The organism is Candidatus Schekmanbacteria bacterium, from assembly GCA_003695725.1.
Lineage (GTDB): Bacteria > Schekmanbacteria > GWA2-38-11 > GWA2-38-11 > J061 > J061.
This window is the reverse complement of sequence record RFHX01000124.1, coordinates 1-12070: the sequence shown is the minus strand read 5'-3', so window position 1 is coordinate 12070 and position 12070 is coordinate 1. Positions and strand designations below refer to the sequence as shown.

Sequence of the window (12070 nt, the reverse complement as noted above, 5' to 3'; positions counted from 1 at the left end):
TTTTTTATATCTTTCTGATTTTTCTAATAATTTTTTTATACGGAATGGAAAATCTTTTTTATTTGAAAAAGATGATAAATCAAAAATGTCGGATTATTGGACACTTTTTAGAGGCAGTAGACAAGTTACTGAAATATTGAACTTTTTTATGTTCAAAAAACCGACACCTTATCTTGAATTTATTTATATTATATTTGACTATTATCTTCTTTTTTTGACAATAAAAATCAAAGTCGTCGTATAGGCAGGTTTAAAAAAAATTAAAAACCAAGCACATCTTTCATTGAATAAAGACCGGGTTTTTGTTTAGCGACAAAAAGTGCTGCTCTGACAGCCCCTCGTGCAAAAGCATCTCTGCTTTGCGCCCTGTGAGTAAGCTCTATTCTTTCATCTGTGCCTGCATAAAGCACCGTATGGTCACCAACAATAGAGCCGCCTCTAATGCTGTGAATTCCCAATTCATCACTTTTCCTTTCGCCAACAATACCTTCCCTTCCATAAACGGCTGTCCTTTTCAAATCCTGTTTAAGGACTTCTGCTACGATTTCGGCAAGTTTTACAGCTGTGCCGCTGGGCGCATCAACTTTATTGCGGTGGTGGGCTTCTATTATTTCAATATCATAACCATCGGCAAGAATCTTTGATGCAATGGCAGTCAATTCAAAGAGAAGATTCACACCGATACTCATATTAGGAGAAAATACAATGGGTATTTTATTTGCAGAGTTTTTTATCGATTCCTTCTGCTCATCACTGAATCCTGTTGTTCCAATGACCATCGCCTTGCCGGCATTTTCAGCATAAGAAAGGACTTTCTCCGTAGCTTCAGGCCGGGTAAAATCTATCAATACATCTGCATCTTCGGCAACTTCTGATATTTTTGACGAAACCTTAATTTTTTTCAATTTGCCATCTTTTGAAAAATCAATTTCACTGTCACATCTTGGATGTGCAGGTGATTCCGTAGCGCCAACCAATTCTGCATCAGAGGTTTCAGAAACAATATTTATTATTCTTTGTCCCATTCTGCCAAAGGCACCACATACAACTATATTTACCATAGCACAACCCTCATATTATCCCTGCTGATTTCATCTTTTCTTTTAGCTTTGCAGTATTTTCATCACTCATTGAAACAAGGGGTAATCTCAATTGATCATTTATCATACCCATAAGGGCAAGCGCTTTCTTGACAGGAATCGGATTTGTTTCATAAAACATAGCATTAACCAGAGGTAAAAGCTCGTAATTCAATTTTCTTGCCTCTTCTATATCTCCCTTTTCAAAAAGCTCTATTATTCTTACTACTCTTTCAGGCACAATGTTAGCGACAACAGAAATAACTCCCTTCCCTCCTATCGAAAGGACAGGCAAAAGAAGAGCATCATCGCCTGAAAGCAACACAAAGTCAGAAGGACATATTCTGATAATCTCCTGCATTTGAGCCAAAGAGCCTGAAGCCTCTTTGATGCCTACAATATTTTTATGTTCCGAAGCCAGCCGCTGAACTGTGGAAGGAAGCATATTGATCCCTGTCCTCGAAGGGATATTATAGAGTATCAAAGGGATAGATACTTCTTTTGCAACTGCTGAAAAATGCTGAAATAATCCTTCCTGTGTTGGCTTATTATAGTACGGCGCAATAAGAAGACATCCATCAACTCCGTTCTCTTCAGCTTCTTTAGTTAGGATGATTGCCTCTTTGGTAGAATTTGAACCAGTGCCTGCAACAATTGGAATTCTTCCTGCCGCCTTCTCAACTACAAATTCAATAACCTTCTTATGCTCTTCAGGCGAAAGAGTAGCAGACTCTCCCGTTGTACCGCACGGCACGATTGCATTTGTTCCTTTTTCAATATGAAATTCAATTAGCTTCTCAAAACTATCCCAATCAATCTTATCATCCTTGAAAGGTGTTACAATTGCCACAAGACTTCCTTTAAACATTTTTATCTCCTTGAAAAAAGCACTAATTATAATCCCATGCTTCTTTATCGAGTGTGCCTTCACATATCAATCTTGTAGTGCCCTGTAAAAAAACTTTATCTATTTTCGAATTATTCTTTGATATATAAACTTTTAGCTTTTCTCCGCTTCTAACCAGTACTTTTACAGGTGAAACTTCTCCGCCTTTCAAAAACTGAAATATGGCAGATGCCACTGCCCCTGTGCCGCAGGCAAGTGTTTCTCCCTCGACACCCCTTTCATAAGTTCTAATTTTGATAGAGTCACTGCTCATCTCTTCGACAAAATTGACATTCGTACCAGCAGGCTCGAATAACTTATGGAACCTAATCTTTCTTCCAATCTCTTCGATTCTGCATTCTTCCAATTCATTTACAAACACAACTGTATGCGGCACCCCAGTGTTTATAAAATCAGCATCGATGGTGATATCTTCCAGATCAATGGTAATATTTCTTTTCATATCCTTTGGAGATGTAAGCGCTACTTTTACTTCATTATCTAAAATCTCAGCGCTTATTATTCCAGCAACAGTTTCGAATGCCATCTTTTTGCCCGCTATCCCATTCATATAAGCAAATCGAGCGGCACATCGGGCTCCATTCCCGCACATCTCCGCTTCGCTTCCATCTGAGTTGTAAAATCTCCACTTAAAATCTGCAATATCTGATTTTTCTATCAGAATCAAGCCGTCTGCACCAAGAGATAAACTCCTATGGCAAAGTTTTTTTGCAAAATTTGGTAAGTCATCTTCAGGCAATTGTTGATTGAATAAATCAATCAATATGAAATCATTGCCGCTTCCAGTCATCTTAGAAAATTTAATCTTCATTTTATTCCCTTAACTTTTTCTTCCTTGTGCCTTTGGGATAATCTCTCCACGAATAAGGTCCTTATAAGTTTCCCTTTTTCTTATAACATAATAATTTTTGCCGTCAGCAAGAATTTCTGGAACGCGCGGTCTTGAATTATAAACTGAACTCATTGTAAATCCATAAGCGCCAGCACTCATTACTGCAAGCAGGTCGTCCCTTTTTACCTTTGCAACAAGTCTGTCTCGCGCCAGAAAATCTCCAGTCTCGCAAATAGGTCCAACGACATCAACTTCGATTTTCTTTTTACTGCTTTTTTTAACAGGCACAATCTCCTGATAGGCGCCATATAGACTTGGCCTAAGAAGGTCATTCATACCAGCATCAACTATCACGAAATTTTTGACGGCAGTCTTTTTGGTGAAGAGCACCTTTGTCACAAGTATCCCTGCATTTCCTGCTATAACTCTTCCCGGTTCAAAAAGAACCGTACAGTCTAAATCTTTTATATGGGGTATCAATGCTTTCGCGTATTCCCTCGGATGAGGAGGAGTTTCATCTTTATAGGTTATGCCGAGCCCTCCTCCCATATCAAAATATTTAATATTTATCCCCTCACTGCGAAGAATCTGAAGAAGGCGCTTCATCCTTTTTATTGAGTCAACAAAGGGCGAAATAGAAGTAAGCTGAGAGCCGATATGGTAATGGATACCTACAACATCGAGCCATTTCATTTTGTTCGCTCTTTTATATTCCTTAAGAGCATCATCTATTGAAATGCCGAACTTATTCTTGCTTAAACCTGTTGAAATGTAAGGATGTGTTTTAGGGTCGATATCAGGATTGATTCTAAATGAGACAGGCGCTTTCTTCCCAATTTTTGCTGCAATCTTATTAATCGTTTCTGCTTCCTCAGAAGATTCAATATTGAACATCAGTATCCCTGCACGAAGGGCATACTCGATCTCTTCATCACTCTTTCCAACACCTGAAAATATAATCTTCTTTGAAGGAAATCCTGCTTTCTTAGCACGAAAAAGCTCCCCACCTGATACTATATCTGCACCTGCGCCTGCTTTTGCAAGAAGGTTGAGTATGGCAATATTTGAATTGGCTTTTACAGCAAAGCAGGTAATATGCCTGACTGACTTAAATGCTCCGTCAAAGGCATCGAAATGGCGCAAAAAAGTTTTTTTGCTGTATAAATAGAAGGGAGTCCCTTCCTTTTTGGCAATCGCTTCTATTGATACATCTTCACAATAAAGTTTTCCTTTTCTAAATTTGAATTCATTCATTATCTTTAACTCCTATAATGGCTCTGCTGAAACTATTTCTGACAATTCGCTTTCATTTGAATTTTCTGAATCATCTACAACGCTAACTCTATAAAAATAGCGCACGCCAGCAGTTACATTCAAGTCATCATAATACTCATTGCGCAACAATTCCTTATTTTGAAGCACAAATTCTCCATCCTCACTTTCACTTCTATAAACGCGATAACCTGCAACATCTTCTGAAATGCTTTTTTCCCATTTAAGAGAAATTCTGTCAACTCCGCCTACAGCCTTGACATTCATTGGTGGTTCAGGCGCTTCATTATCTGCTGTATCTATAATAACTGTTTCTGATGCCGCACCTTCGTGCCAAGGCGGGAAAAAATTGTCAACAGCCTTGACCACATACTCGTAAACCATATCCTTTCGAATTTTCATATCAATGAAACTTTTCTTTCTTATTAGAGCGGAATTCACGGCTTTAAATAACTTATTGCCCGCTTTGCGGCGATAAATATTGTATCCTGCAACTTCTTTTTTATCCTTCTCCAACGAATCGAATGGCGAATCCCATAGGAGTTTTACATAATTTTTTTCAAGTTCCCCCCTTAAATTTCGCACAGGAGGAAGCTCTTTTGAAAAATAAACATCAACTGCATCACTTATTCCGCTCAACTCCCCTTTATCATTAATGCCTGCTATTACATAATGATACCAGTTGCCATCAACAAGATTTTTTGTGTCACCGTATTGAAACACCTGCTTTTCAAGGGCTTCTTCTCCATTTTTAGATTTTTCTTTAACATTCACTGTTGCAATTTTTTCAAAATTTCCATCTTCTTTACTCCTGTAAATTTCAAAATAGGAAGCAAGGAATTTATTCTTATCGTAAATCCACGAAATATCAATTTTTCCCTTCTCGGCTTGAGATTTTATTATTTTTATTTTCTCTGTTTTAATTGGCGCAGGCAGACGCGGTGGTGCTTTTTTTCCACATCCTAATCCAAAAAAGCAAATAGTCAGCACAGGTAAAAGAGATATAAAACCTATGCCCTTTCTGTATAAATAGAAAAAAAGTTTATTCATCAAACTTAGGATAACTTTGAACTTTTAAGGATTCTGCGAAACCTTTTAAGATTTTTCATAACTTGATTTAATGATGTTCCACCTTCTGTCCTTTTAGCAGAAACAGATTTCTCATAATCGATGACATCTTTTATGTCTTCATTGAAAGCCTTGTGAAACTCCGAAAACTTCTCGACACTCATATCCTGCAGTCTGCAATTATTCTCGATGCAGTAAAGCACGATTTTGCCAACTATTTCATGGGCTTCACGAAATGGAACATTTTTAAGAACTAAATAATCTGCAATATCTGTTGCTTCCATAAATCCTTCCTTCACTGCTTGCTCGATTCTGTCTTCTCTGAATCTTATCTTCCCCAAAAATTTTGAAAGGACACGAAGAGATGCCTTGACCGTATCAACAGCATCAAAAAGAGGCTCTTTATCTTCCTGCATATCACGGTTATACGAAAGGGGTTGAGATTTCATCAGAGTTAGAAGTGAAACAAGGTCACCATAAACTCTTCCTGTTTTCCCCCTGATAAGCTCAAGGACATCAGGATTTTTCTTTTGAGGCATTATGCTGCTTCCTGTCGTAAATTCATCAGGAAGCTCAATAAATGAAAATTCAGAGCTATTCCATAGAATCAATTCCTCACAAAGGCGGCTCAAATGCATAAATAGAAGTGAAGCGAAAAAAAGAAACTCTGCCTGATAATCCCTGTCACTTACTGAATCTATACTGTTAGAGGATATCTTCTTAAAACCAAGAAGTTTTGCGACATATTTGCGGTCAAGGTTAAAATTCGAGCCAGCCAGCGCACCTGCGCCAAGAGGCATTATATCGGCACTACTATAACAGCTTTCAATTCTTCTCAAGTCTCTGATAAACATCTCTCCATAGGCAAGAAGATAATGTGAAAGTAGTACCGGCTGTGCATGCTGAAGATGTGTATAACCGGGCACTATTATATGAGTATTTTTCTCAGCAAGAGAAAGAATCTCTTCAATAAAGCCCTTCAAAAGAGAATAAATTTCCTCAATCTGTGATTTAAGATACATTCTCACATCAAGGGCAATCTGGTCATTCCTACTTCTTCCGGTATGGATTTTTTTACCGGCATTGCCCACTAATTTTGTCAATTCAGCTTCAATATACATATGGATGTCTTCAGCAGATGTGTCTGGCTTCATTCTTCCAGCACTTATCTGCTTCTCAATTTTTTTCAAGGCACTGCGTATTTTTCTCCCTTCACTGCGTGAAAGCAAGCCTATCTTCTCCAGCATTCTGCAGTGCGCAATACTTCCCTTTATGTCTTCTTTATAAAGCCTTTTATCGAAAGCTATAGAGGATGTAAATTCCTCCACTGCAGTATCAGTAGCTTTTTTGAACCGACCTCCCCACAGTTTTTTCTTCATTTTATTTTCTTCTTCTTTTATTGACTAAATTGTTTATTCTCAATCTTAAAGCATTCAAATTTATGAAACCTGTTGCATCTTCCTGGTCATATCCGCTACCCTTTTCAAATGTAGCTATCTCCTGCTTATAAAGAGATTTTGGAGACTTTCTTCCGCAAACTATGCAGTTGCCCTTGTACAGCTTCATCCTAACAGTGCCTGTCACATTTTTCTGAGACTCATCAATCAATGTCTGCAATAATTCCCTTTCAGGACTGAACCAAAAGCCATTGTAAACCATTCTTGAATAAGCAGGTATCAAAGAATCACGAATATGCATAACTTCTCTGTCGAGAGTTATTGTTTCCAACGCTCTATGAGCAATATTCAGAATTGTCCCTCCCGGAGTCTCATATACACCGCGCGATTTCATACCTACATATCTGTTTTCCACCATATCAACTCTGCCAATGCCGTTTCTGCCGCCCAAACGGTTCAACTCTTCCAGAAGTTTATGAGGTTTTAGGGCTTTCCCATTCAATTTGATAGGATTCCCGCTTTTAAATTCCAGTTCAATATACTGCGGCTTGTCCGGAGCTTTTTCGGGCGACCGTGTAAGGACAAACATATCTTCAGGAGGTTCATTCCATGGGTCCTCCAAAATACCGCCTTCAAAACTTATATGAAGCAGATTCCTGTCAGATGAATAGGGCTTCTTTGCAGTAACAGGGACAGGTATCTTCCATTTTTTTGCAAAAGCAATCAGCGCCTCTCTTGAATCGAGATCCCATTCACGCCACGGGGCAATTACCTTTATCGAAGGATTCAAAGCATAATAGCTCAATTCAAATCTCACTTGATCATTCCCCTTACCAGTGGCGCCATGTGAAACCATTGTGGCTTTCTCTTTACGCGCTATTTCTATCTGCTTCTTTGCTATCAGGGGCCTTGCTATGGAAGTACCAAGAAGATACTGGCCTTCATAGACTGCATTTGCTCTAAACATTGGGAAAACAAAGTCCCTTACGAATTCCTCTCTCAAATCAGTAACATAAACCTTTCTTGCGCCAGTCTTAAAAGCTTTTCGCCTTGCTTCTTCAAGCTCTTCTCCCTGTCCCAAATCAGCAATAAATGCAATGACATCGCTTTTATAGGTTTCAATCAGCCATCTCAATATAACCGATGTGTCAAGGCCTCCAGAATATGCAAGCACTATCTTCTTACCCATATATGAATCTCCATCCTTAAAACTTTTTACTATTCCTTAGTTGAATCTTTCACTACCAAAACAAAACATTTTCTATGTAATCGCAAAATTCCACTTACTTCCCGAAAGCAGATATTCAAGTATTGCTTTTTGAATATGCAAGCGATTTTCAGCTTGGTCAAAGACTATCGAGTTTTCGCTGTCCAAAACATCTGAAGTTATCTCCTCCCCCCTATGCGCCGGTAGGCAATGCATTATTTTTACACCTTCCTTGCTCTTGGATACAAGCTCTTTATTCACTTGATAAGGAGAAAAGAGCTTCAATTTTTTATCTCTTTCCTTTTCCTGCCCCATACTTATCCAAACATCTGTATAGATAATGTCTGCATCTTTCACTGCTTCAATGGGGTCATCTATTACTTCATAAGTACCGCTTGATTCTTCCCTTTTTTCAACGATCTCGATTTTTGACTTTAATTCATCACTTGCTTCACACTCTTTGGGACAAGCAACAGTTATATGGTAGCCCATCAAAAGCGCTCCTAATATCAGGGAATTTGCAACATTATTGAAATCTCCCACATATGCCACCTTTGTCCCCTCAATTCTTCCAATGGCTTCTTCAATAGTCATTATATCAGCCAATATTTGACATGGATGAAAGGAATCAGTCAATCCGTTTATAAGAGGACAAGTAGCTTCTTGGGCAAATTCCTCCAAGTCAGACTGTTTAAAGGTCCGCATTACGACTCCGTCAACATATCTTGACAGCACTTTTGCAGTATCTGCAACTGTTTCGCCTCTACCAAGTTGAATCTCCTTTTCACTCAAGAATAAAGACGTACCGCCAAGTTGATACATACCAACTTCAAAAGTTACCCTCGTCCTTGTTGAGGGCTTATTGAAAATTAATCCCAATGTTTTCCCTTCAAGGGGCTTATGGACTATGCCCTGCGATTTCCATTGTTTCAATATCTTGGCTCTGTCAATAAGCTCGCAAATTTCTCTTCTACTCAAATCAGCAAGCGATAAAAGGTCCTTTTTCTGCATTTTAATCTTTTGTCCTCAATACATTTTCAAATATTATCAGAGCTTCATCTATTTCATCTTGGGTAATGATCAGCGGAGGAAGAAATCTGATCACTTTGCCTGCTGTGCAGTTGATAATCAACCCCTCATTGAGGCATTTTTCAACAAGATGCGAAACTTCATCTTTAAACTCTATTCCCAATATCAAACCTCTTCCTCTAACATCTACAATCTCGTCGTATTTATCTTTCAAAGCCAAAAGCCTTTCCTTGAAATAAGCGCCACTACTTTTGCAGTTGTCAATAATTCCGCCTCTCAATTGATTTATAACTTCAAACCCCAATGCGCAAGCAAGCAGATTGCCTCCAAAAGTACTTGCATGGTCTCCCGGAGAAAAGAATCCTGCAATACTTTCCTTTGCAACCATACATCCAAGAGGAAGTCCACCTCCCAATGCTTTTGCAAGAGTAAAAATATCTGGCTCTACATCATAATGTTGATATGCAAACATCTTTCCCGTCCTTCCAAGACCTGTTTGAATTTCATCAACCATAAAAAGGATATCTCTTTCAACGCACAATTCTTTCAATTTTTTAAGATATTCCCTATCAGCTTCAATAACACCACCTTCTCCCTGAATAACTTCTATCATTACAGCGCAGGTTTTGTCACTTACGGAATCAAAAAGGGCTTTATAGTCATTAAATTTGATATGCTTAAACCCTTGGAGATGTGGAGCATAATCACCTTTAATTTTTCTTTGACCGGTAGCCGCCATCGATGCAAATGTTCTTCCATGAAATGAATTCTCCATTGTAATGATTTCATACCTTTCAGTTTTCCCATACCTTTTAAAGGAGTATTTTCTTGCAAGCTTGAAAGCCGCTTCATTTGCCTCTGTGCCGCTGTTTGAGAAAAAAACCTTCCCTTTGAAGCTTTCTTCAATAATAGCTTCTGCAAGATTACCCTGCTCCTTTGAATAAAACAGATTCGAAAGATGCAAGGGCTTCCCATTCCAATGCTTCATTATATCAAGGAGTTTCTCATTGCTATAGCCAAGTGCATTTACAGCAATACCGCTAAGACAATCCAAATACTTTTTTCCCATGTTGTCATAAAGATAAACTCCTTTACCTCTGACAAATTCAACAGGAAATCTTTTATAGGTTTCAGTTATATAACAATCTGTTTTTTCCTTCATAGCAAGCTTTCTTTAAAAAAAGATGTTTATTTATATCAATTTATAAAGCATTACAAGAAGAATATATTTCAAGAGACTCAATTTTTGGCGTTTTTTCTTTTAATATAAAAAAGAATCAACAAGGAAAGTAAAACGATAAAGATAACTATCCCCACCGCTTTTGAATACAGGGAATAAAGTCCTAAAAGTCTATCCCAATTGTTTCCTACAAAATAACCGCTCCATATAATCAAAAAATTCCAGAGAAGGACACTCAAAAGGTTAAAAAATTGAACAGGCAAAAATTTCATATCGATGATTCCGGCTACTACAAAGAAAAAAGCTCTTACGCCGGGCATAAATCTGTTCAAAATTATCACATAAGCACCATATTTTTCAAATTTCTCTTTGATATAGAGATAACGTTCTTCTGTGAGAACCATATTTCCTTTCTTAATCATTTTGGGAATCTGAGAATTGCCATTCTTTCTGCCTAACCTTCTCCCTATAAAATAATCTATCGTTGCGCCTATAACACTTCCAACGGTGACACTCATAAAAACTGCAAAAAAATTCCAATTTCTTACAGATATTAAGAATGCTCCAAAAAGGGTTACAGTGTCACCCGGAAAGGGAGGAAAGATATATTCAATCAGTGAGCTTACAAATAGAACGATATATCCAAGAACATTTTCATTTCTAATTATAAAATCAAGAATCAGATCTATCAAAGACAAGCTATGTAATCCTTCTTAAAGTCAAAAAGTGTTCCCTTTTCTCCATTATAGGAAATATCTACTTTACGACTTTCATTAACTCTGCCGATTGCAGTACTTTCAATATCTCTTTCCTTGAAAAGGTTTAGGATGATTTTAGTCTTTTGAGGCGGTGATGTTAAGAGAAAACCATAACTTAAAAAGCACTTCAACCACTCAAGCAACTCCATATCCTGCGGGCAGGGAATAAGATTCAAATCTATCTCAGCCCCCTTTTTTGAACTTTCAAGAAGCATCCCCAATGTCCCAATGATACCTCCCATACTCACATCTTTACATGCTGATGCCAACTGCTCATTTGCAATCTTATTCAATACGGAAAGCTGAGTAAGAAGAAGCTTGGAATCTTTACCTGAAGTAGAATCCCAACTATTAACTGATTTGCATCCTTTCTTTCCTTTTAAGTCAACAGCAATTATGACATCATCTCCCGAATTTGCGCCATAGGATGAAAGAATTTTCTCACCTTTTCCCAGAATTGCCACAGAAATTTCATCACACTCAGCATCGGGATGAAGATGGCCGCCTAAAATTGGCACTCTATATTTAACACTTGCCTTTCTCATCCCCTCCAGAATAGCTTTGAGGTTTTCTTCCCTATTATAGGAAATGACATTTACAATCCCAACAGGCACACCGCCCATCGCATATATATCATTCACATTAACCATAACAGAAGCCTTACCTGCGGCATAAGGCTCATTTTTCACTAATAGAGGGTGAATACCATCACAGGCAAGCAGGAGAAAATCCTCGCCTTTTTCACCTCTTATGACTCCTGCATCGTCTCCAATTCCAATAACGACATTTTCAGAAAGAAAGGAATCCTTCAAAATTTCACCAACTATTTTAATATCCTTCTTCCTCAAAATCCCGTCAAACTTTTTTACTTCTGCAATTATTTTATCTATCATTTCAAATCTCCAAGAATTATTCTTTTAACATAAAAGAAGAGATTTATCACTTAGATTTAAGAATTTCGATTTGACAAAAAATCCTATTTAGAAGGCTTTGTCAAAAATATCACTATATTTAAAAATCCTATTAATTAATTTCATATCATAACGATTTTATTGTAAAATAGGCATCATCAAAAAAATAAGCAGATTGAAGAGAATCTAAAAAGATAAATGAAGAGAATTATCCTTATAAGACATGGCGAATCTCTTTTAAATGAAAAGAAATGCGTTCAGGGACAGCTTGATTCACACCTGACAGAAAGAGGGAAAAAACAGGCTTTAACTCTCCTTTCACAATTAAAAGATATTAATACCAATTTTATTATATCAAGCCCTTTGAAGCGAGCAAAAGAAACAGCAGAAATAATCGCAGACAATTTGAATGTCAAAGTAATAATAGAGG

The 12070-nt window shown here is 37.6% G+C and carries 13 protein-coding genes; 2 read left to right on the top strand and 11 right to left on the bottom strand.

The annotated features are described in order from the left end of the window. On the top strand, positions 1-244 hold a 244-nt coding region (locus D6734_05040; protein RMF95759.1), incomplete at its 5' end, for a hypothetical protein. A 16-nt stretch (positions 245-260) separates the two neighbouring features. On the opposite strand, the gene D6734_05035 is transcribed toward D6734_05040, so the two are convergent. The 11 genes from D6734_05035 to D6734_04985 all read right to left on the bottom strand — a co-directional run bounded on the left by D6734_05035 (position 261) and on the right by D6734_04985 (position 11622). Beyond that, complete coding sequence (locus tag D6734_05035; protein RMF95758.1) at positions 261-1061, bottom strand: 4-hydroxy-tetrahydrodipicolinate reductase; 801 nt, start codon at positions 1059-1061, stop codon at positions 261-263. Between the two features lie 10 nt (positions 1062-1071). After that, on the bottom strand, positions 1072-1947 hold the full coding sequence (locus D6734_05030; GenBank protein RMF95757.1) for a 4-hydroxy-tetrahydrodipicolinate synthase: 876 nt from the start codon (positions 1945-1947) through the stop codon (positions 1072-1074). Positions 1948-1969: 22 nt separating this feature from the next. Continuing rightward, entirely contained in the window at positions 1970-2797 is an 828-nt protein-coding gene (locus D6734_05025; protein ID RMF95756.1) for a diaminopimelate epimerase, read from the bottom strand. A 9-nt stretch (positions 2798-2806) separates the two neighbouring features. Further along, positions 2807-4072 (bottom strand): diaminopimelate decarboxylase, encoded by a 1266-nt coding sequence (gene lysA, locus D6734_05020; GenBank protein RMF95755.1) that lies wholly within the window; start codon positions 4070-4072, stop codon positions 2807-2809. 12 nt (positions 4073-4084) lie between these two features. Next, positions 4085-5140, bottom strand: a complete 1056-nt coding sequence (locus tag D6734_05015) for a hypothetical protein (protein RMF95754.1) — start codon at positions 5138-5140, stop codon at positions 4085-4087. 5 nt (positions 5141-5145) lie between these two features. Beyond that, positions 5146-6537, bottom strand: coding sequence for an argininosuccinate lyase (gene argH / locus D6734_05010; GenBank protein ID RMF95753.1), 1392 nt, complete (start codon positions 6535-6537; stop codon positions 5146-5148). 1 nt (position 6538) lies between these two features. Continuing rightward, a complete protein-coding gene (locus D6734_05005) occupies positions 6539-7744 on the bottom strand; it encodes an argininosuccinate synthase (GenBank protein RMF95752.1) in 1206 nt (401 codons plus the stop codon). Between the two features lie 72 nt (positions 7745-7816). Then, positions 7817-8773, bottom strand: coding sequence for an ornithine carbamoyltransferase (gene argF / locus D6734_05000; GenBank protein ID RMF95751.1), 957 nt, complete (start codon positions 8771-8773; stop codon positions 7817-7819). Between the two features lies 1 nt (position 8774). After that, the gene (locus D6734_04995; GenBank protein RMF95750.1) at positions 8775-9953 is read right to left on the bottom strand and encodes an aspartate aminotransferase family protein; all 1179 of its coding nucleotides are present in this window, start codon (positions 9951-9953) and stop codon (positions 8775-8777) included. Between the two features lie 77 nt (positions 9954-10030). Further along, on the bottom strand, positions 10031-10669 hold the full coding sequence (locus D6734_04990) for a DedA family protein (GenBank protein ID RMF95749.1): 639 nt from the start codon (positions 10667-10669) through the stop codon (positions 10031-10033). Beyond that, positions 10660-11622: a methanogenesis marker 2 protein gene (locus D6734_04985; protein RMF95748.1), complete on the bottom strand. Its 963-nt coding sequence runs from the start codon at positions 11620-11622 to the stop codon at positions 10660-10662. The genes D6734_04990 and D6734_04985 overlap by 10 nt, the downstream gene beginning before the upstream one ends. A 216-nt stretch (positions 11623-11838) precedes the next feature. Here D6734_04985 and D6734_04980 point away from each other — a divergent pair. Further along, positions 11839-12070: histidine phosphatase family protein (locus tag D6734_04980; GenBank protein ID RMF95747.1), on the top strand; the 232-nt coding region annotated here is incomplete at its 3' end.

What these genes read in the sequence shown, in the direction of transcription:
- D6734_05035 (RMF95758.1), bottom strand. Translation starts at nt 1,061, where the DNA reads ATGGTAAATATAGTTGTATGTGGTGCCTTTGGCAGAATGGGACAAAGA.
- D6734_05030 (RMF95757.1), bottom strand. Translation starts at nt 1,947, where the DNA reads ATGTTTAAAGGAAGTCTTGTGGCAATTGTAACACCTTTCAAGGATGAT.
- D6734_05025 (RMF95756.1), bottom strand. Translation starts at nt 2,797, where the DNA reads ATGAAGATTAAATTTTCTAAGATGACTGGAAGCGGCAATGATTTCATA.
- lysA (RMF95755.1), bottom strand. Translation starts at nt 4,072, where the DNA reads ATGAATGAATTCAAATTTAGAAAAGGAAAACTTTATTGTGAAGATGTA.
- D6734_05015 (RMF95754.1), bottom strand. Translation starts at nt 5,140, where the DNA reads ATGAATAAACTTTTTTTCTATTTATACAGAAAGGGCATAGGTTTTATA.
- argH (RMF95753.1), bottom strand. Translation starts at nt 6,537, where the DNA reads ATGAAGAAAAAACTGTGGGGAGGTCGGTTCAAAAAAGCTACTGATACT.
- D6734_05005 (RMF95752.1), bottom strand. Translation starts at nt 7,744, where the DNA reads ATGGGTAAGAAGATAGTGCTTGCATATTCTGGAGGCCTTGACACATCG.
- argF (RMF95751.1), bottom strand. Translation starts at nt 8,773, where the DNA reads ATGCAGAAAAAGGACCTTTTATCGCTTGCTGATTTGAGTAGAAGAGAA.
- D6734_04995 (RMF95750.1), bottom strand. Translation starts at nt 9,953, where the DNA reads ATGAAGGAAAAAACAGATTGTTATATAACTGAAACCTATAAAAGATTT.
- D6734_04985 (RMF95748.1), bottom strand. Translation starts at nt 11,622, where the DNA reads ATGATAGATAAAATAATTGCAGAAGTAAAAAAGTTTGACGGGATTTTG.